The sequence below is a fragment of the Amycolatopsis dongchuanensis genome (assembly GCF_039542405.1).
In the GTDB taxonomy this organism is placed as follows: Bacteria; Actinomycetota; Actinomycetes; order Mycobacteriales; family Pseudonocardiaceae; genus Amycolatopsis_E; species Amycolatopsis_E sacchari.
Map to the genome: position 1 here is coordinate 1 of NZ_BAABIB010000090.1, position 18,836 is coordinate 18,836.

18 protein-coding genes and 1 pseudogene are annotated in these 18,836 nt (G+C 72.2%); 1 reads left to right on the top strand and 18 read right to left on the bottom strand.

Features of this window, described 5'->3' with window-relative positions; genetic code table 11:
* Window positions 1-105 precede the first annotated feature (105 nt).
* From tyrS to ABFX51_RS24150, 13 genes are all read right to left on the bottom strand, one after another.
* A complete protein-coding gene (gene tyrS, locus ABFX51_RS24090) occupies window positions 106-1,380 on the bottom strand; it encodes a tyrosine--tRNA ligase (RefSeq protein WP_346055019.1) in 1,275 nt (424 codons plus the stop codon).
* A 22-nt stretch (window positions 1,381-1,402) separates the two neighbouring features.
* Window positions 1,403-2,017 carry a DNA-3-methyladenine glycosylase gene (locus tag ABFX51_RS24095; RefSeq protein ID WP_346055020.1) on the bottom strand — a complete coding sequence of 205 codons (615 nt, stop codon included), beginning with the start codon at window positions 2,015-2,017 and terminating at the stop codon, window positions 1,403-1,405.
* The gene (locus tag ABFX51_RS24100; RefSeq protein ID WP_346055021.1) at window positions 2,014-2,598 is read right to left on the bottom strand and encodes a VOC family protein; all 585 of its coding nucleotides are present in this window, start codon (window positions 2,596-2,598) and stop codon (window positions 2,014-2,016) included. Before ABFX51_RS24100 ends, ABFX51_RS24095 begins: the two co-directional genes overlap by 4 nt.
* Window positions 2,595-3,062, bottom strand: a complete 468-nt coding sequence (locus tag ABFX51_RS24105) for a GNAT family N-acetyltransferase (RefSeq protein ID WP_346055022.1) — start codon at window positions 3,060-3,062, stop codon at window positions 2,595-2,597. Before ABFX51_RS24105 ends, ABFX51_RS24100 begins: the two co-directional genes overlap by 4 nt.
* Complete coding sequence (gene argH / locus ABFX51_RS24110) at window positions 3,050-4,465, bottom strand: argininosuccinate lyase (RefSeq protein ID WP_346055023.1); 1,416 nt, start codon at window positions 4,463-4,465, stop codon at window positions 3,050-3,052. The genes ABFX51_RS24105 and argH overlap by 13 nt, the downstream gene beginning before the upstream one ends.
* Window positions 4,466-4,486: 21 nt before the next feature.
* Window positions 4,487-4,975, bottom strand: a complete 489-nt coding sequence (locus tag ABFX51_RS24115; protein ID WP_091513253.1) for an arginine repressor — start codon at window positions 4,973-4,975, stop codon at window positions 4,487-4,489.
* On the bottom strand, window positions 4,972-5,898 hold the full coding sequence (gene argF / locus ABFX51_RS24120; protein WP_091513250.1) for an ornithine carbamoyltransferase: 927 nt from the start codon (window positions 5,896-5,898) through the stop codon (window positions 4,972-4,974). Before argF ends, ABFX51_RS24115 begins: the two co-directional genes overlap by 4 nt.
* Window position 5,899: 1 nt before the next feature.
* The gene (locus ABFX51_RS24125) at window positions 5,900-7,099 is read right to left on the bottom strand and encodes an acetylornithine transaminase (RefSeq protein WP_091513248.1); all 1,200 of its coding nucleotides are present in this window, start codon (window positions 7,097-7,099) and stop codon (window positions 5,900-5,902) included.
* Window positions 7,096-8,016: an acetylglutamate kinase gene (argB, locus tag ABFX51_RS24130; protein ID WP_091513246.1), complete on the bottom strand. Its 921-nt coding sequence runs from the start codon at window positions 8,014-8,016 to the stop codon at window positions 7,096-7,098. Before argB ends, ABFX51_RS24125 begins: the two co-directional genes overlap by 4 nt.
* Window positions 8,013-9,173, bottom strand: a complete 1,161-nt coding sequence (gene argJ, locus ABFX51_RS24135; protein ID WP_091513243.1) for a bifunctional glutamate N-acetyltransferase/amino-acid acetyltransferase ArgJ — start codon at window positions 9,171-9,173, stop codon at window positions 8,013-8,015. Before argJ ends, argB begins: the two co-directional genes overlap by 4 nt.
* Window positions 9,170-10,198 (bottom strand): N-acetyl-gamma-glutamyl-phosphate reductase, encoded by a 1,029-nt coding sequence (gene argC, locus ABFX51_RS24140; protein ID WP_091513242.1) that lies wholly within the window; start codon window positions 10,196-10,198, stop codon window positions 9,170-9,172. The genes argJ and argC overlap by 4 nt, the downstream gene beginning before the upstream one ends.
* Window positions 10,199-10,288: 90 nt before the next feature.
* On the bottom strand, window positions 10,289-10,765 hold the full coding sequence (locus ABFX51_RS24145) for a helix-turn-helix domain containing protein (RefSeq protein ID WP_091513239.1): 477 nt from the start codon (window positions 10,763-10,765) through the stop codon (window positions 10,289-10,291).
* Window positions 10,766-10,927: 162 nt separating this feature from the next.
* Window positions 10,928-12,481, bottom strand: a complete 1,554-nt coding sequence (locus ABFX51_RS24150; protein WP_091513238.1) for an alpha/beta hydrolase — start codon at window positions 12,479-12,481, stop codon at window positions 10,928-10,930.
* Between the two features lie 118 nt (window positions 12,482-12,599).
* Between ABFX51_RS24150 and ABFX51_RS24155 the strand changes: the two genes are divergently transcribed.
* Window positions 12,600-13,298, top strand: coding sequence for a DNA alkylation repair protein (locus tag ABFX51_RS24155; protein ID WP_091513235.1), 699 nt, complete (start codon window positions 12,600-12,602; stop codon window positions 13,296-13,298).
* Window positions 13,299-13,333: 35 nt separating this feature from the next.
* On the opposite strand, the gene pheT is transcribed toward ABFX51_RS24155, so the two are convergent.
* The 5 genes and pseudogenes from pheT to rplT form a co-directional block, all read right to left on the bottom strand.
* A complete protein-coding gene (gene pheT / locus ABFX51_RS24160) occupies window positions 13,334-15,856 on the bottom strand; it encodes a phenylalanine--tRNA ligase subunit beta (RefSeq protein ID WP_091513234.1) in 2,523 nt (840 codons plus the stop codon).
* Window positions 15,856-16,923, bottom strand: a complete 1,068-nt coding sequence (gene pheS, locus ABFX51_RS24165) for a phenylalanine--tRNA ligase subunit alpha (protein ID WP_091513232.1) — start codon at window positions 16,921-16,923, stop codon at window positions 15,856-15,858. The genes pheT and pheS overlap by 1 nt, the downstream gene beginning before the upstream one ends.
* 96 nt (window positions 16,924-17,019) lie before the next feature.
* On the bottom strand, window positions 17,020-17,610 hold the full coding sequence (locus ABFX51_RS24170) for a TrmH family RNA methyltransferase (RefSeq protein ID WP_091513302.1): 591 nt from the start codon (window positions 17,608-17,610) through the stop codon (window positions 17,020-17,022).
* A 504-nt stretch (window positions 17,611-18,114) separates the two neighbouring features.
* Window positions 18,115-18,357 (bottom strand): annotated as a pseudogene (locus tag ABFX51_RS24175) (RNA methyltransferase substrate-binding domain-containing protein); the annotation flags it as partial.
* 23 nt (window positions 18,358-18,380) lie between these two features.
* Window positions 18,381-18,767: a 50S ribosomal protein L20 gene (gene rplT / locus ABFX51_RS24180; RefSeq protein ID WP_091513231.1), complete on the bottom strand. Its 387-nt coding sequence runs from the start codon at window positions 18,765-18,767 to the stop codon at window positions 18,381-18,383.
* Window positions 18,768-18,836 lie beyond the last annotated feature (69 nt).

The window sequence follows — 18,836 nt, forward strand, 5'->3', positions numbered from 1 at the left end:
TGGTTCGTGGCCCCGCGCCGCCCGGTCTCCCTGGCGACGAAGAGAAGATTACACACCCGGAAAACGCCCCCGAACAGGGGGGTCCCCTAAACGAGAAACCCCAGGTCAGAGCAGCAAACGGACGCCACCCGTGGTCCGCTTGCCCCGGCGCACCACGAGCCACCGGCCGTGCAGCGCGTCGGACGCGGACGGCCGCCACTCCTCGTCGTTGATCTTCACGTTGTTCACGTACGCACCGCCCTCCTTCACCGTGCGGCGCGCGGCCCCCTTGCTGTCCACGAGCCCGGGAGCCAGCAGGAGGTCGATGATCGTGGGCTCCTCGGCCAGCCGGACCTCGCCGGAGGGCACCTCCGCCATGACGGCGTCGAGCGTCGAGGCGTCCAGCTCGCCGAGCTCCCCCCGGCCGAACAGCGCCTGGCTCGCGAGCGTCACCTGCCGGGTCTGCTCGGCGCCGTGCACCAGCGTCGTCAGCTCCTCGGCGAGTTTGCGCTGCGCGGCACGCAGTTGCGGCTTCTCCTCGGTGAGCTGGGCGAGTTCGTCGATCTCCTCGCGGCTGAGGAAGGTGAACATCTTCAGGTACGGGATGACCTCGGCGTCCCCGACGTTCACGAAGTACTGGAACCACGCGTAGGGCGAGGTCAGCGACGGGTCGAGCCAGACGTTGCCGCCGCCGGTGGACTTGCCGAACTTCCGCCCCTCGGAGTCGGTGACCAGCGGCGTCGTGAGCGCGTGCACGGCCGAGCCGTCGACCTTCCGGATGTAGTCGACCCCGCCGATGATGTTGCCCCACTGGTCGGAGCCGCCGATCTGCAGCTTCGTGCCGTACTTCCGGTGCAGCTGCAGGTAGTCGTAGGACTGCAGGAGCAGGTAGCTGAACTCGGTGTAGGAGATCCCGTCGGACGCCAGCCGGCGCTTGACCGTCTCCCGCGAGAGCATCACGTTGACCGAGAAGTGCTTGCCGACGTCACGCAGGAAGTCGAGTGCGGAGACGTCCTTGAACCAGTTGAGGTTGTTCTCCACGATCGCGCCGGACGGCGAGTCGTCGAACGTCACGAACTTCTCCAGCTGCGCCCGGATCTTCTCCAGCCGCGCCGCCGTGACCTCCCGGCTGACCATCGTCCGCTCCCCCACGTCCCGCGGGTCGCCGATCTGACCGGTGGCGCCGCCGCCGAGCACGACGGGCCGGTGCCCCGCCCGCTGGAACCGCGCCAGCGTCAGCAGCTGGACGAGGTGACCGGCGTGCAGGCTTTCGGCGGTCGGGTCGAAACCGCCGTAGAGCGTGAGCGGACCCGCGTCCAGATCCTTCCGCAGCGCGTCGAGATCGGTGGACTGCGCGATGAGCCCGCGCCAGGACAGTTCGTCGAGAATGTGTTCGCTCACGTCTCGATACTCCCGTACCAGGTCAACCGGCTTTCTGCCGGGTCGCCCGGCCTCCGCGGCGGTACGCGGAGACGGCGGGCGAGTCGATCCAGAACCGCCAGGGGACGTCCATCGCCGCGGCCACACCCACGCGAGGCCCCGTGTGGATCCGTCCCACCGGCTCGCCCACCAGCAGGCGCACCGGCGAGGTGGGGTCGGTCAGGTCGGCACCGTTGTGCTCGGGGCCGATCCGCAGCGCCGACGTCAGGCGCGCGGGCCCCTGCGCGAGTTCGTGCTCGCGGCGGGCGGCCTTCCGGCGTGCCTTCGCCAGCTCGACACCCGAGGTGATCTCGGCGGCGCGCAGCAGCACCGCGCCCGCCTCCCCGTCCTCCCGGCCCACCACGTTCGCGCAGAAGTGCATGCCGTAGACGAAGTACACGTACAGGTGACCGGCGGGCCCCCACATCACCTCGTTGCGCGGGGTGCGCCCGCGGTAGCAGTGCGACGCCGGGTCGTCTTGGCCGCGGTACGCCTCGACCTCGACGAGGCGGGCGGCGACCGCTCCTTCGGGAGTCGTCGTCTCAATCACCGCTCCGAGCAGCACCCGGGCGAGATCCAGGGGGTCGACGGCGAGCTCCTCGCGCGTGAACTGCCTCACCGCAGCACCACGCTGCCCTTCGGCGTGGCCAGTTCCGCTTCGAGACCGGGGCGCTCGCCGCGCCGCACCTCCAGGCTTTCCCCGAGCGCCGCCACCTCGCGCGCCAGGCGATCGGGATCGGGGTGGACGCCGTGGAACGACACCAGGCGAACTGAGTGGTCGAGGCTCTCGGCCGGATGGGGCGAGCCGTGCCAGTCGATGAGGAACGGCACCAGCCCGTCACCGCCCGGCGGGAACGCCAGCTCCCATTCGAGCAGCACACCGTCCAGGCGGCGGCGGGACATCGGCACCGGGCCGAGCAGCTCCCGGTCCGGGAAACCGGACACGCGCGCGGCCCACGTCACCAGGCGCGGGGCCGTCAGGTCATCGATGCCGAACGGGCGGGGCTCCTCCGGTTCGGGCTGCTCGGGATCAGGGCCGATGACCTCGAGGTACGTGCCACCGCCCAGCCCGGCGAGGTGGTTGCGGGTGCCGCGCCCGACGTGTGGCCCGCCGGGCACCAGTGGCACGCCCTGCGCACGCAGAGCCTCCACGGTGCCGGCGAGGTCCGGTGTGGCGTACACCAGGTGGTCGATCGTCACAGCTTCACTGTGTACCTGAGCTTGCCGACGCCGTGCGCGCCGAGGCGTTCGTAGAACCGCTGCCCCGCGTGGTTCTCCCGCGGCGTCTGCCACTGCATCCGCTCGGCGCCCAGTTCACGGGCACGAGCGGCACCGGCGTCGAACAGCTTGCGGCCGACCGCCCGGCGCCGCACGCCCTCGCGCACGTACAGGCAGTCGAGCAGGACGTAGCGCTCGCCGCGCCACGTGGACGGGACCCAGCAGTACGACGCGTAGCCGACGAGCTCGTCCCCGAGCGCGGCGACGAGGCACCACATCGCGGGCGTGGGACCGAAGATCTGGCGCCGCAACCGTTCCGCGAGGTCGTCCGGCAACGGCGGGATCGGCTCGCCGAGCCCGCGGTCGAACTCGGCGTGCTCACGGCACAGGACCGCCAGCTCGCCCAGCTCTCCCGGCTCGACGTCCCGGATCCTCAGGAGATCCATTCGCGGTACCCCGCGACCCGGTCCTCCAGCCGCGCGAGCTGCTCCACGACCCGAGCAGGGGCTGTACCGCCCCGCGCATCGCGGGACGCGACCGAACCCTCGACGGTCAGCACTTCGCGCACCTGCGGGGTGAGCGCGGGCGAGATCTTCGCCAGCTCCTCGTCGGTCAGGTCCTCCAGCCCGACGCCCCGCGACTCGGCGACCCGCACGCACTCCCCCGCCGCCTCGTGGGCGACGCGGAACGGCACGCCCTGCCGCACCAGCCACTCCGCGATGTCCGTGGCGAGGGTGAACCCGGCGGGCGCCAGCTCGGCGAGCCGCTCGGTGTGGAAGGTGAGTGTGCCGAGCATGCCCGCGATCGCCGGGAACAGCAGCTCCAGCTGCTCGACGGAGTCGAAGACGGGCTCCTTGTCCTCCTGCAGGTCGCGGTTGTACGCCAGCGGCAGCCCCTTGAGCGTGGCCAGCAGCCCGGTGAGGTTGCCGATCAACCGCCCCGACTTGCCGCGCGTCAGCTCGGCGACGTCCGGGTTCTTCTTCTGCGGCATGATCGAGCTGCCGGTCGCCCACGCGTCGTCGAGGGTCACGTAGCCGAACTCGGCGGTGTTCCAGATGATCACCTCTTCGGCGATCCGCGACAGGTTCACGCCGAGCATCGCGAGCGCGAAGGCGAACTCCGCGGCGAAATCCCGGGACGCGGTGCCGTCGATGGAGTTCTCGACGCTCGCGTCGAAGCCCAGCTCCTTCGCCACCGCTTCCGGGTCGAGCCCCAGCGACGAGCCGGCGAGCGCACCGGCGCCGTACGGCGACTCGGCCGTGCGGTCGTCCCAGTCCCGCAGGCGGCTCACGTCGCGCAGCAGCGCGTGCGCGTGCGCGAGCAGGTGGTGCGCTAGCAGGACCGGCTGCGCGTGCTGCAGGTGGGTGCGGCCGGGCAGGACCGCGTCCGGGTGCCGCTTCGCCTGGGACACCAGGGCGTCCACCACGTCCAGCGTGCCGGCGACGACGCGGCGGGCCGCGTCCCGCAGCCACATCCGGAACAGGGTGGCCACCTGGTCGTTCCGCGAACGTCCCGCGCGGAGCTTGCCGCCCAGCTCGGCGCCCGCCCGCTCCAGCAGCCCGCGTTCGAGGGCGGTGTGCACGTCCTCGTCCTCGATCGTCGGCGTGAAGGCACCCGAGGCCACGTCCTCGGCGAGCTGGTCGAGCGCCTTCAGCATCGCGTTCAGCTCGTCCTCGGTCAGCAGGCCCGCGTTGTGCAGCACGCGGGCGTGCGCCTTGGACCCGGCGATGTCGTACGGCGCCAGTCGCCAGTCGAAGTGGGTCGAGGCGGACAGCTTCGCCATCGCCTCCGCCGGCCCGCTCGCGAACCGGCCTCCCCACAGCTGCACCGGCTGGTTTCCCTCGGTCATAACCTCAGCTCTTCTGGTAGTTCACGTCTCGGTGGCCGACCGCCGCGCGAGCGCGGAGAACCGGTCGGCCAGTTCCTTGCCGGTCAGCGGTTCCCTGGCGATCACCGCGACCGTGTCGTCCCCGGCGATCGAGCCGACGACCTCCTCCAGCGCCGCCCGGTCGATCGCGCTGGCGAGGAACTGCGCGGCGCCGGGCGGCGTGCGCAGCACTGTCAGGTTGCCCGAGAAATCGGCCGAAACCATCAGCTCGGCCAGCAGGCGTGACAGCCGGGAGGTACCACCCTGCACGCCGCGCACCGGGCTGCCGTCCTCGGGGATGACGTACACCGGCGCGCCCGAATCCGCGCCCCGCAGTTTCACGGCGCCCAGCTCGTCGAGGTCACGCGACAGGGTGGCCTGCGTGACCTCGATGCCCTCGGCCGCCAGCAGCTTCGCCAGCTCGGTCTGGCTGCGGATCGCCATGCTGGAGACCAGCTCGGTGATCCGCGCCTGCCGGGCCGCGCGGCTCATCGTCGTTCGTTCAGCAACCACACCAACAGCGCCTTCTGTGCGTGCAGCCGGTTCTCGGCCTCGTCCCACACCGCGCTGGCCGGGCCGTCGAGCACCTCGTCGGTGATCTCCCAGCCCCGGTGAGCGGGCAGGCAGTGCAGCACGATGGCGTCCTGTGCCGCCCTGGCCAGCAGCTCGGTGTTGACCTGCAGCTTGCGGAAGGGCGTGACGCGGTCGAGGCCGTCGTTCTCCTGGCCCATCGACGTCCACGTGTCCGTCACGAGCACGTCCGCGCCCTCGACGGCCTCGTTCGGGTCGGTGTAGACGGTGACGCTGCCGCCCGTCTCGGCCGCCCGCTCCTTCGACGCCTGGGTGACCTCCGGCAGCGGCTGGAAACCCTCGGGCGACACGACGCGGACGTTCAGCCCGGCCGTGGTCCCGCCGAGCATCAGCGAGTGGGCCATGTTGTTGGCACCGTCGCCGAGGTACGTCAGCGTGAGCCCGGCGAGCTTCCCCTTGCGCTCGCGGATGGTCTGGAGGTCGGCCAGCACCTGGCACGGGTGGAACTCGTCGGTCAGCGCGTTGACGACCGGCACGCTCGCGGCCGAGGCCATCGCGTTGATCCGCTGCTGCGCGAACGTCCGCCACACCACGGCGTCGACGTAGCGCGACAGCACGCGCGCGGTGTCCTCGATGGTCTCCTCGCGGCCGAGCTGCATGGAGCGGCCGTCGACGATGATCGGGTGCCCGCCCAGCTGGGCGATCCCGACCTCGAAGGACATCCGGGTGCGCGTGGAGTTCTTCTCGAACAGCACCGCGACCGACTTCGGCCCGGCGAGTGCGCGGTTGCCGAGCGGGTCCTTCTTCAGCTCGTCGGCGAGGTCGAGGACGGCGAGCTGCTCCTCGGGGGTGAGGTCGTCGTCGCGGAGGAAGTGGCGTGGCATGTCAGTCCTTCGGGGTGGCGGAGTCGAGAGCACCGGGCAGCGCGGCGAGGAAACCCCGCGCCTGTTCGTCGCTCAGGATCAGCGGGGGTGCGAGGCGGATCGCGTCGGGCGCGACCGGGTTGACGAGGTAACCGGCGTCCTGCGCGGCCTTGGCGACCGCGGGCGCGACGGGCGCGCGCAGCGCGATGCCGAGCAGCAGCCCGGCGCCACGCACCCCGCCGACCAACGGGTGGTGCAGTTCCTCGATACCGTTCGCGATGTCCTTGCCCAGCGCGGACACGTGGTCGTTGAGGTTGTCCCTGGCGATCGTGCGCAGCACGGCGAGACCGGCGGCGCAGCACACGGGGTTGCCGCCGAACGTGGTGCCGTGCTGGCCCGGCTGGAGCAGGTCGCCGGCCGCGCCGACACCGATCGTGGCGCCCAGCGGCAGACCGCCGCCCAGGCCCTTGGCCAGGGTGAACACGTCCGGCGTGATCCCCGCCCGCTGGAACGCGAACCAGGTGCCGGTGCGGCCCATGCCGGTCTGCACCTCGTCGAGGATGAGCAGCGCGCCGGCCTGCTTGGTGATCTCGCGCGCGGCCTGCAGGTACCCGTCCGGCGCGGGGATCACGCCGCCCTCGCCCATGATGGGCTCCAGCACGAGCGCCGCGGTCTGGTCGTCGACTGCGGCCCGCAGCGCGTCCACGTCGCCGTAGGGCACGTGGACGACACCGGGCATCAGGGGCTCGAACGGCTCACGCTTGGGCGGCTGGCCGGTGAGCGCGAGCGAACCCATGGTGCGCCCGTGGAACGCGCCCTCGCACGCGACGATCTTGGTGCGGCCGGTCAGCCTGCTGATCTTGATGGCCGCCTCGTTCGCCTCGGCGCCGGAGTTGACGAACAGCACCTTCGCGCCGCCCGCCAGCCCGGCGACGTCCAGCAGCGCCTCGGCGAGCTCGACGGCGACGGGGTTCACGTACAGGTTCGACGTGTGCCCGAGCTGGGTGATCTGCTCGGTGACCGCCTTGACGACCTCGGGGTGCGCGTGGCCGAGTGCGTTGACCGCGATGCCGCCGAGCAGGTCGACGTACTCGTTGCCCTCGGCGTCCCAGACCCGCGCGCCCTCCCCGCGGACCAGCGTCAGCTGCGGCGTGCCGTAGTTGGCCATCAGCGCGGACTGCCAGTGCTGCTGGCCGTCCACATTGGACGATATGGTGGTCATGACGGCTCCTCTTCGGGCAGGACCATGGTGCCGATTCCGCGTGAGGTGAACACTTCGAGCAGGACGGAGTGGGCGATGCGGCCGTCGATGACGTGGGCGCCGCGGACCCCGCCGCGCACCGCCTTCGCGCACGCCTCCATCTTCGGGATCATGCCGCTGGCCAATGTCGGCAACAGCTGTTCGAGTCGGTCGACGCGGATGCGGTCCACGAGCGAGGACCGGTCCGGCCAGTTGGCGTACAGGCCTTCGACGTCGGTGAGCACGACGAGCTTCTCGGCGCCCAGCGCGGCCGCGAGCGCGCCCGCGGCCGTGTCGGCATTGACGTTGTGCACCACGCCGTCGACGTCGGGCGCGACGGTGGAGACGACGGGGATGCGGCCTGCGTTGACGATGTCCAGCACCGCATCGGGGTTCACTGACGCGACCTCGCCGACCAGGCCGACGTCGACCGCCTCACCGTTGACCGTGGCCTGCTTGCGCTCGGCGATGAACAGCTGCGCGTCCTCACCGGAGATACCCACCGCGTACGGGCCGTGGGCGTTGATCAGGCCCACCAGCTCGCGGCTGACCTGCCCGACGAGCACCATGCGCACGACGTCCATCGTCTCCGGCGTGGTGACGCGGAGGCCGCCCTTGAACTCGCCCTCGATGCCGAGCCTGCCCAGCATCGCGGTGATCTGCGGGCCGCCGCCGTGCACGACGACCGGGCGCAGGCCGGCGAGCCGCAGGAACACCATGTCCTGCGCGAACGCGTGCTTGAGCTCGTCGTCGATCATGGCGTTGCCGCCGTACTTGACCACGACCGTGGCACCGTGGAAGCGCTGCAGCCACGGCAGGGCCTCGATGAGGACACCGGCCTTCTCGGCGGCGGTGGCGAGCCGGTCGTCGGCCGTCACCAGGGATTCGGAAGGCGTCATGACGAGTACGCGCTGTTCTCTTCGACGTACCCGTGCGACAGGTCCGTGCTGTAGATCGTGGCGGTGCTGACCCCGACGCCGAGGTCGATCACGATCTCGATGGCGCGACCGGACAGGTCGGCGGCGGAGCGGTCGGCCGCCGTGGTGCCGTTGGCGAACAAAGTGACCCCGTTGATCGTGATCGACAGCGACTCCGGGTCGATCTCGGCCTGGGCACGGCCCAGCGCCATCGCGATCCGGCCCCAGTTGGGGTCGGAGCCGAACAACGCCGTCTTCACGAGGTTGTCCTCGGCCACCGTGCGGCCCACGTTGATAGCGTCCTGCTCGCTCGCCGCACCCCGCACGACGATGTCGACGTCCTTCGTGGCGCCTTCGGAGTCGGCCCGCAGCTGGTACACCAGGTCGAGGCAGACCGCGGTGAGCAGTTCGGTGAAGTCGTCGAGGGCCGGGGACACCCCGCTCGCCCCGGACGCCAGCAGCAGCACCGTGTCGTTGGTCGAGGTGCCGCCGTCGACGTCCAGCCGGTCGAAGGTGACTCTCGTGGCGGCGCGCAGGGCGGCGTCGAGCGCGTCGGGCTCCAGCGAAGCGTCGGTGGTGACGACGGAGAGCATGGTCGCGAGGTTGGGCGCCAGCATGCCGGCGCCCTTCGCCATGCCGCCGATCCCCCAGCCGTCGGCGTGCGTCTTGAACGTCTGCTTCGGCTTGCTGTCGGTGGTCATGATCGCGGTGGCGGCCGCGAGCCCGGCCTCCGGCGTGGCGGCGAGCGCCCCGGCGGCGGTGTCCACTCCGGACAGGACCGCCGGCATGGGCAGCCGCTCGCCGATGAGCCCCGTGGAGCACACCGCGACCTCGATCGCGCCGGTGTCGAGCACCTTCGCGACCTGCTCGGCCGTGGCGTGCGTGTCCTGGAACCCGCCAGGGCCCGTGGCGGCGTTGGCGCCGCCGGAGTTCAGCACGACGGCACGCAGCCGCCGGTGCCGCAGCACCTCCTGCGACCACAGCACGGGCGCGGCCTTGATCACGTTGCGCGTGAACACGCCGGCGGCGGCCTGGTCGGGGCCGTCGTTGACGACGAGGGCGAGGTCCAGCGCGCCGGTGGGCTTGATCCCGGCGGCGACTCCGGCGGCCCGGAACCCCTTCGGTCCGGTGACGGTCACGGGGCGACTCCTACGGTCGGAAGTCCGGTGGTCTCGGGGAGACCGAGTGCGACGTTCATGGACTGGACGGCACCACCCGCGGTGCCCTTGGTCAGGTTGTCGATGGCCGACACGACGACCAGCCTGCCCGCGGACTCGTCCACGGTCAGCTGCAGCTGCACGTTGTTCGACCCCAGCGTGGCCGAGGTGACCGGCCACGAGCCCTCCGGCAGCACCTGCACGAACGGCTCGTCGGCGTAGGCCTTCTCGTACACCGCGCGTACAGCCGCTGTGTCCACTTCGGACGCCAGCGGCGCGCTCGCGGTGGTCAGGATGCCGCGGGGCATCGGCGCGAGCACCGGCGTGAACGACACCGTGACCCGCTCCCCCGCGACCGCGCTCAGGTTCTGCGCGAACTCGGGGGTGTGCCGGTGGGTGCCACCGACGCCGTACGCACTCGCCGACCCCATGACCTCCGACCCGAGCAGGTGCGGCTTGAGGCTGCGGCCCGCACCGGACGTGCCGGTGACCGCGACGACGGACACCTCGGGCCGCACGAGCCCGGCCGCCAGCGCCGGCGCGAGCGCGAGCGAACCCCCGGTCGGGAAGCAGCCGGGCACCGCGATCCGCTTGGTGCCCGCCAGCGCCTCCCGCGCCCCCGGCAGTTCGGGCAGCCCGTACGGCCAGGTGCCGGCGTGCTCGCCGCCGTACCAGCGCTGCCAGTCGGCCGCGTCGCGCAGCCGGTGGTCGGCACCGAGGTCGACGACGAGCACGTCCGGCCCCAGCTGTGCGGCGATCTCCCCTGAATGACCATGCGGCAGCGCGAGGAAGACGACGCCGTGCCCCGCGAGGGTTTCCGCCGACGTTTCGCGCAGGACTCGATCCGCCAGCGGAACCAGGTGGGGCTGGTGCTGCCCGAGCGGGGTTCCCGCACTGCTGGCAGCGGTCAGCACGCCGATTTCCACTTCCGGGTGCGTGAGCAGCAGGCGGAGGAGCTCCCCGCCCGCGTACCCGCTCGCCCCGGCCACCGCGACCTTCACCGTCATACGAATGATTATGCATGGTCACGCAAGTTCAATCAAAGCCAGGGTGCCGTACCCGGGAGGGCGGCGCTCCGGCCGCCCTCCCGGTACCGATCACGGATCTCCCGCCAGGCGCCTGCTCGGTGGCTCCGGCAGGTACTCCCCCGGACGCTCGGGATCACAGCCGACCCTCGGCAGCCGCGCCCGCACCGCACCCGGCGAGCGCCCGAAGTCGGCGGCGATGTCCGCGACGGAACTGCCGGTGATCCACCGGCTCTCCAGCTCCGCGTCCTGCTCCGGTGTCCAGGGCAGCCCCTGGCTCGCCGGCCGGGCACGGGCCCGGCGACCGCCAGCGCCCGTGATGCCCACCGTATGTCGCAGCGCTTCCGCCAGCACGGTCCCCAACGTCTCCGCGGCCGCCGCGGCGACCTCGAGGTGCCCGTCGGCGACCTGGTCACCCTGCGGCCCCGCCCCGCCGACGCTGACGACCAGCCGCGCGGGCCCGTCATCGCCCGGCACGGTCGTGATCTCGATCGAATAGGTGTCTTCTCCGGCCCGGACCTTGCTCCGGTGCTCTTCGATGATGTTCATGCCGGGGAGGCTAGCGACCCCCTACGACAATTTTCGTCACCGAGCGCTTCCGGGCGGTCGCGGTCCGAAATTGTCGTACCCCTGTCGTAGCGTGCTCGGCACCACACACGAGCGGTCTGGGGGGACCTGATGAAACACCGTCGACGAGCTGAAACAACGCCGTCAGCGCCACGCGGACGCGGCCGGCACCGCCGCGCGCGGTTCCGCCCGTCCCGCGCCCGCGGGGACGGGATCGGGCAGCGGGTCGCACGTCGTGTCCGGGCCTTCGCCGCGCTTGCGGGCGGGCAGCTTGCCCGTCGCCAGGTAGTCCGCGACCTGGTCGTCCACGCACGCGTTGCCGTTGAGGGAGTCGGCGTGCGTCGCCCCGCCGGGCTCGCCGATCAGCGCAGAGCGCGGGAAGAGCCTGCGCACCTCGAGGCTGCCCTCGAACGGCGTGGCGGCGTCGAGTTCCTCGCTGATCAGCAGCGCACCGGCCACCTTCGTGCCGTCGACGCGGACCGGGATGCCGGGCTTCGCGGGCCAGAACAGGCAGGGCGCGTTGTACCAGGCGTTGGCCCACGTCTCGAACGGCGCGCGCTGGTGCGTCCGCCAGTTGTCGGCCCGCCACTTCGCCCACGCGGCCGGCCAGCGCACGTCGCTGCACTGCACGGCGGCGTAGACGGCGTAACCGTTGTCGTCGCCGGCGCTGTCGTCGTAGAGCGCCTTGAGCGCCTGCCAGTCACCCCGGTGCACCCAGCCGCTGAACGCCTCCGCGATGTCGGTCCACCCGAAGCGGTAGTACCCGGCCTGCAGGAAGATGTCGGTCCACTCCGCGGGGCCGATCACACCTCCCGCGGGCTGCCGCGTGAGCTGCTCCTGCTGCTCGTACCAGAGCCGCTCGACGGCGTCGCCGGACGTGCCGAGGTGGTAGACGGCGTCGTACTTCGCCACCCAGTCGAAGTAGATCTTGATGTTGCGGTCGAAGGCCACGTCCTGGTCGAGGTTGGCCTGGTACCAGACCTTCCGGGGATCCACGTTGCCGTCGAGCACCATGCGGCGGACCCGCTGTGGGAACAACGTCGCGTACACCTGCCCGAGGTAGGTGCCGTAGGAGAAGCCGTAGTAGTTGATCTGCTCCTGGCCGAGCGCCTTGCGCAGCGACTCCATGTCCCGCGCGGAGTCCGTGGTCTTCATGTGCTCGAGCAGCTCGCCGTTCCGGGCACACGCGTTCGCGTACGCCTCGGCGGAGGCGAGGTGCGACTGCTCAAGTTCGGGGGTGGTCGGCACGTAGGCGGAGCGGTTGTAGCCGAACCGGCCGGGGTCGCAGGCCAGCGCGGGCTTGCTGGCGCCGACGCCGCGCGGGTCGAAGCCGATCCAGTCGTAGGAGGCGCCCGCCCCGTGGGGCACGTGCCGCCCGAGTACGGACAGGGTGAGGCCGGAGCCACCGGGGCCACCGGGGTTGACCAGCATGACGCCCTGGAAATCGGGCGTGGTGTGGCGGACCCGGGAGACCGCGAGCGAGATCTTGGTGCCGTCCGGATCGCGGTAGTCCAGCGGTACCTCCAGGAAGCCGCACTCGGCTCCGGCCCTGCGCAGGCCCGCCGAAGCACAGGCGCCCCACGTGATCGGGGCCGGGTCGAACTCGGGCACGCCCGGGGTCGCGTGGGCCGGGCCGCCTGCGACCACGGCACCGGAGAGCAGAACGGTCGCCGCGAGCGCGGAGACGAGTTTGTTCACTGTGGTCCTTTTCGTCGACAATTCCGCCACGCCATGGCGGGAACGAGCAACGCCTCGCGACAACCTCTCCGATCCGGCCGGGTTTCGCCACCCGAGCCCGGCCTGAAGCCGTCACCCGATGGAGGTGTACACAGTGGACGCTTTGGTAGCGGCGGCCCGGAAGGCGCTCGCGGCGGCGGGAGATCCCGCCAAGGCGGAGGAGATGCGGGCCTACATGAAGTCCGCGCTGCCGTTTCGCGGAGTGCCGAAACCGGTCCGGCAGCGGCTGACCCGGCAGCTGTTCGCCGAGCATCCCTTGCCGGACAAGGCGACGCTCGTAGCCGTCACCAGGGAGTTGTGGCGGGAGGCGGAGTTCCGGGAGGAACGCTACGTCGCGATCGACCTGACCGGGCACCGTGCCTACGCGCCGTGGCAGGACAGCGGTCTGCTGCCGCTGTACGAGGAGATGATCGTGACCGGCGCCTGGTGGGACTACGTCGACGAGATCGCGATCCGCAGGGTGGGCCCGTTGTTGCGGGCCGAGCCCGGCGTGCTCGGCCCGGTGCTGCGGCGGTGGGCGGTGGACCCGGACCTCTGGCGGCGGCGGACGGCGATCATCTGCCAGGTCGGCGCCAAGGAGGCGACGGACCTCAGCCTGCTCACCCACGCGATCGAAGCGAGCATCGGCGAGCGCGAGTTCTTCCTCCGCAAGGGGATCGGCTGGGCGCTGCGGCAGCACTCGCGGCTGGACCCCGGTTGGGTCGCCGAGTTCGTCGCCACGCATCCCGGGCTTTCGCCCTTGTCCGTGCGGGAAGCGCTCAAATACGTGCCGCGGTGAGCCTCCGGCTCCGGAGGCTCACCGCGGGAACGAGCTCAGCCCCGCAGCACCGCGCCGAACCGTGTGGCCGCTTCGGCGACCGCCGCGTCGCGGGCCTTCGTGGCCTCTTCGACGGTCAGCGTCCGGTCCGGCGCGCGGAAGCGCAGCTTGTAGGCCAGCGACCGCTTGCCCTCGCCCACCTGGTCACCGGTGTAGGCGTCGAACAGCGTCACGTCCTCCAGCAGCTCGCCGCCGCCGGCGGTGATCGCCTCGGCGAGGTCCGCGGCCGGCACCTTGGCGTCGACCACGAGCGCGACGTCCAGCAGGACCGGCGGGTACGGCGACACCGCGGGAGCCGGCCTGCTGTCGGGCAGCGGGATCGCGTCGAGGTCCAGTTCCATCGCGACCGTCCGCTTGGGCAGGCCGAGCGCCTCGACGACCTTCGGGTGCAGCTCACCGGCGTGCCCCACCGGCCAGTCGCCGACGAGCAGCTCGGCGCAGCGGCCCGGGTGCCACGGCGCGAGGTCGGCGGCACGCACGCGCAGCTCGATCCCGGCGGCGGCGCCGACCGTGCGGGCGGCCTGCACCGCGTCGGCCCAGCTCGCCTGTTCGCCGTCGCCCCACCAGCCCGGGCGGATCCGCTGCCCGGCCAGGACCACGGCGACGTGCAGCGGCTGCGCGGGCACGGCGGCCTCCAGCTGGGCCAGCTCCTCGTCGCTGGGCCGGTGCGCGACGCCGAGGTCGGGCATGGGCACCGGCGCGGCGCTGGGCAGGACGACCTGTCCGACGTGGAACAGCGCGAGATCACGGAAACCGCGGGAAACGTTGCGCTGCAAGGTTTCCAGCAGCCCCGGCAGCAGCGAGGTGGCCAGCTGGTCCTTGTCGGCTTCCAGCGGGTTGCGCACCTTCACCGTGCGGCGGCGCACGTCGTCCTCGGCGAGGCCGAACGCGTCCCACGTCGCGGGCGACATGAACGGGAACGGCAGCACCTCGACGTAGCCAGCCTCGGCCAGCGCGCGCGACACGGTCCGGCGGCGGCGCTGGGTCTCGGTGAGGCCCCGGCCCGGCGGCGCGGGCGGCAGCGTGGACGGGATGCTGTCGTAGCCCTCGAGCCGCAGCACCTCCTCCACCAGGTCCGCGGGCTGCAGCAGGTCGCCACGCCAGCTCGGCGGCACGGCCGTGACGATGGCCGCACCCTCGTCCGAGGTGCCGACCTGGACCTTGCAGCCGATCTGGCCGAGCCGCCGCACGGTGACGCCGCGCTCGTAGCGCACGCCCGCGATGCGGTCGGGCAGGTCGATCGGCATGGTCACGGGAGCCATCGGCTCGACGTGCCCGACGTCCGTGCGGCCCGGCTGGATGCTGCCCTCGCCGTAGCGGCGCAGCAGGCGCGCGGCCAGCTCGACCGCCGCGGCGCACAGCTGCGGGTCGGTGAACCGCTCGAACCGCTTGGCGGCCTCGGAGAACAGCTTGTGCCGGCGTGCCGTGCGGCTGATCGACGCCGGGTCCCAGTGCGCGGCCTCGAGCAGCACGTCGGTGCTCTCCGGGCTGATCTCGGTGCTCGCGCCGCCCATCGTGCCGGCGAGCGAGATCACGCCGCTGTCGTCGGCGATCACGATGTCGTCGGGGTCGAGCGCGCGCTCCACGTCGTCCAGCGTGGTGAGCTTCTCGCCGGGCTGGGCGCGGCGCACCACCAGCTCGCCCTTCACCGACGCCGTGTCGAAGGCGTGCAGCGGGTGCCCGAGTTCGAGCATCACGTAGTTGGTGACGTCCACGGCCAGCGAGATGGACCGGATCCCGGCCAGCAGCAGGCGGCGGCGCATCCACCAGGGCGTCGGCGCGGTGGCGTCGAGGCCGGTGATCCGGCGCAGCACGAACCGCTTGCAGCCGTCCTCGTCCTCGATGCGGACCGGCCAGGCCTCGCCCTCCGGCTCGGGCAGGTCGAGCGCGGCCGGGTCGCCGAACGGCACGTCGAGCGCGCACGCCAGCTCGCGGGCCAGCCCGCGGACCGACAACGCGTAGCCGCGGTCCGGGGTGGGCACCACGTCGAGCACGGTGTCCTCGAGGCCGAGCACCTCCCGCGCGTCGTCGCCGGGCGAGGCCGTCGACGGCGGCAGCACGAGGATGCCGGTGTGGTCCTCGCCGAGGCCGAGCTCGCGGGCCGAGCAGATCATGCCGTCGCTGATGCGGCCGTAGGTCTTGCGCTGGGCGATCGCGAACCCGCCCGGCAGCTCGCTGCCCGGCAGCGCGACGACCACGAGGTCGCCTTCGGCGAAGTTGGTGGCGCCGCAGACGATGCCGCGGGTCTTCAGGCCCTGCAGCCCGTCCTCGTCCTCGGTCTCGTCGCCCGGCAGGTCCTCCTCGCCGGTCTCGACGCGGCAGTAGCGGATCGGCTTCTTGAAGCCGGTCAGCTCCTCGATCTCGGCGACGCGGCCCACCACGACCGGGCCGGTGATCCGGTTGAGGGGCTGGACGTCCTCGACCTCGATGCCGATCCGGACGAAGGCGTCGGCCAGCTCCTGCGGTCCGACCTCGCCGGCGTCGAGATGCTCGAGGAGCCAGCTCACGGGGACTCGCACTATGCCTCCGTTCCGAAGGGAAGGGTGAAGCGGACGTCACCCTCGACCATGTCGCGCATGTCGGGGATGCCGTTGCGGAACTGCAGCGTGCGCTCCAGGCCCATGCCGAACGCGAAGCCCGAGTACACCTCGGGGTCCACCCCGCAGGCACGCAGCACGTTGGGGTTGACCATGCCGCAGCCGCCCCATTCGACCCAGCCGGGGCCGCCCTTCTTCTCCTCGAACCAGACGTCCACCTCGGCCGAGGGCTCGGTGAACGGGAAGAAGTGCGGACGCAGGCGGGTACGCGACTTCTCGCCGAACATCGCGCGGGCGAACGCGTCGAGCGTGCCCTTGAGGTGGGCCATGGTGATGCCCTTGTCGACGGCGAGCCCCTCGACCTGGGAGAAGACGGGGGTGTGCGTGGCGTCCAGCTCGTCGGTGCGGTAGGTGCGGCCAGGGCACACGACGTACACCGGCAGGTCGCGGTGCAGCAGCGTGCGGGCCTGCACCGGGGAGGTGTGGGTGCGGAGCACGAGGCCGGAACCGGGCTCGCCGACGTAGAACGTGTCCTGCATCTGGCGGGCCGGGTGGTCCTTGCCGAAGTTCAGCGCGTCGAAGTTGAACCACTCGGCTTCGAGCTCGGGGCCCTCGGCGACCTCCCAGCCCATCCCGACGAACACGTCGGCGACGCGTTCGCTGACGGTCGTGATGGGGTGGCGGGCGCCGCGCGGCACCCGGTCCCAGGGCAGGGTGACGTCGACGGCTTCGTCGCGCAGCACGCGCTCGTCCCGCTCGGCCTGCAGCGTCGCGCGGCGCGCGTCGAAGGCGCTCTGGATGGCCTGGCGCGCTTCGTTGACCCGCTTGCCCGCCTCGGCCTTCTCGTCCTTGGGCAGGGCGCCGATCGCGCGGCGGGCCAGCAGCAGCGGCGAGTGGTCACCGAGGTGAGCGGGCTTGACGGCGGCCAGCGCGTCCAGGTCGGCCGCCTGGCCGAACTCGGCCTCGGCGTTCTTGATCGCGGCCCGCAGCGTCTCCGGCTTCAGCGCGTCGGCCGGCTGCGGGTCCTGCTTGTCGTTGGCTCCGGGCATAACTCCTCAGCGTCCGCTGGACTCGTCCGCGGCACGGCGAGCACACGTAAGCGATTACCGGGGAATTCTAGGCGACTGCCTCCTGGTGACGGCCGGTCACCCTCCGCTCGACCTGCGCTGGGCCATCGCGCTGCCGTACAGGCAGACGGCGGCGGCCGTCGCCAGGTTGAGGCTTTCCGCCCTGCCGTAGATCGGGATGCGGACCGCCTCGTCGACGGCGTCGAGGACCTCGGCGGGCAGTCCGTGTGCCTCGTTGCCGAAAACCCAGGCCACAGGGGCGTCCAGCGGCAGGTCGTCGAGCTCGGTCTCGGCGTAGCCGTGGGCGCCGAGCAGGCGCAGCCCGGCGGCACGGCACGCGGCGAGCACGGCGGTGACGTCGCGTTCCCGCGCGAGGGGGAGGTGGAAGAGGCTGCCGGCGGAGGCGCGGACGCATTTGCCGTTGTGCGGGTCGACGCTGTCGCCGGCGAGGATCACCGCATCGGCGCCGGCCGCGTCGGCGACCCGGATGACCGTCCCCGCGTTGCCCGGGTCGGCAACGTCCACGAGGACGGCGACCAGGCGGGCGGCGGCGGGCAGTCGGGGCGCGGGCTCGGTGACGGGTTGCGTGGGCGCAGGCTCCGCCGCGGGCTCGGTGAGGATGAGGCGCGCCCCGGCGGGATCGGGGGTCGCCAGCGCGACGGCATCCACCGGGGTGGCTTCCGGCTCGGCGGCGGGTGTTGCGGACTGGCCAGCGACGCCCGGCCCAGCCGGGGCGGTGCCGGGCGCAGCAGAGTCGGTGACCGGCGAGGCGGCAGCCGTCGAGCCAGCGGTGGGCTCAGCCGGGACGGCAGCGCCCGAACCAGCGCCCGGCTCGGCCGGGGCGGCGGGAGGCGGCACGGACGGGCCAGCGGGGCCCGGCCCGGCGACCAGGCCAACACCCGCGTCAGCCGACGCGGCGGCAGTCGCGCGGGCGCCCGGCTCAGTCGAGACGGTCCCAGCCTCGGCAGCGCCCGGCTCGGCTGGGGCGGCGGGAGGCGGCACGGCAGAGGCAGCGCCCGGCTCAGCCGGGGCGGCGACCGGCGACAGGCCAGAGGCAGCGTCCGAGGCCTCCGCGAGTGCGGCCGAGAGTAGGCCGTCCAGGGGGCGGGTCAGCAGGTCGCAGACCGCGACGATGCCCTGCGGGGTGACCGTCTCCGACAGGCCGTCGGCGGCGCGGTCCGTCACCGGGGACACCCGCACCCCCGCCTCGCGGGCGGCGGTCACCAGCTCCGGGTACGCCTGCTCGGCGCGCGCCGTCACGAACAGCTCGTGCATGAAACCGCCCCCGTGGGCCAGCGCCGCGGCGACCGCGTTCGCGCCCTCGGCCAGGAAGCGGCCCGTCTTCTCGCGCTCGGCCCTGCGCAGCAGGCGCCGGGCAGCAACGACCCGGGGGGTCCGCTCGGTGAACGGATCCACCCCGGGCCGGGAGGTGTTCGTGCTCAGGCCGACTTCTTCTCCGCGTCGGGACCGGTCGTCACGTTCTGCTTGGCGACCTCGGCCAGCGCCGCGAACGCCGCGGCGTCGTTGACGGCCAGGTCGGCCAGCACCTTCCGGTCGACCTCGACACCGGCGGCCTTGAGGCCCTGGATGAACCGGTTGTAGGTCACGCCGTTCTGCCGGGCGGCCGCGTTGATGCGGGTGATCCACAGCTGGCGGAAGTCACCCTTGCGGGCGCGGCGGTCCCGGTAGGCGTAGTTGAGCGAGTGGAGCGTCTGCTCCTTGGCCTTGCGGTACAGCCGCGAACGCTGACCGCGGTAGCCGCTGGCCAGTTCGAGAGTTGCGCGACGCTTCTTCTGGGCGTTCACCGCCCGCTTGACGCGTGCCACGGGTCCATCCTGTCGATCTCGGGGGGCGCGGCGGGCGCCCCGGGGGTTGTCAGCGGGTCTGCGGGGAGC

Excerpts from the sequence above, each read along its gene's own strand:
- ABFX51_RS24105 (WP_346055022.1), bottom strand. The coding sequence starts at position 3,062 with ATGGATCTCCTGAGGATCCGGGACGTCGAGCCGGGAGAGCTGGGCGAG.
- argH (WP_346055023.1), bottom strand. The coding sequence starts at position 4,465 with ATGACCGAGGGAAACCAGCCGGTGCAGCTGTGGGGAGGCCGGTTCGCG.
- ABFX51_RS24115 (WP_091513253.1), bottom strand. The coding sequence starts at position 4,975 with ATGAGCCGCGCGGCCCGGCAGGCGCGGATCACCGAGCTGGTCTCCAGC.
- argF (WP_091513250.1), bottom strand. The coding sequence starts at position 5,898 with ATGCCACGCCACTTCCTCCGCGACGACGACCTCACCCCCGAGGAGCAG.
- ABFX51_RS24125 (WP_091513248.1), bottom strand. The coding sequence starts at position 7,099 with ATGACCACCATATCGTCCAATGTGGACGGCCAGCAGCACTGGCAGTCC.
- argB (WP_091513246.1), bottom strand. The coding sequence starts at position 8,016 with ATGACGCCTTCCGAATCCCTGGTGACGGCCGACGACCGGCTCGCCACC.
- argC (WP_091513242.1), bottom strand. The coding sequence starts at position 10,198 with ATGACGGTGAAGGTCGCGGTGGCCGGGGCGAGCGGGTACGCGGGCGGG.
- ABFX51_RS24145 (WP_091513239.1), bottom strand. The coding sequence starts at position 10,765 with ATGAACATCATCGAAGAGCACCGGAGCAAGGTCCGGGCCGGAGAAGAC.
- ABFX51_RS24155 (WP_091513235.1), top strand. The coding sequence starts at position 12,600 with ATGGAGGTGTACACAGTGGACGCTTTGGTAGCGGCGGCCCGGAAGGCG.
- pheS (WP_091513232.1), bottom strand. The coding sequence starts at position 16,923 with ATGCCCGGAGCCAACGACAAGCAGGACCCGCAGCCGGCCGACGCGCTG.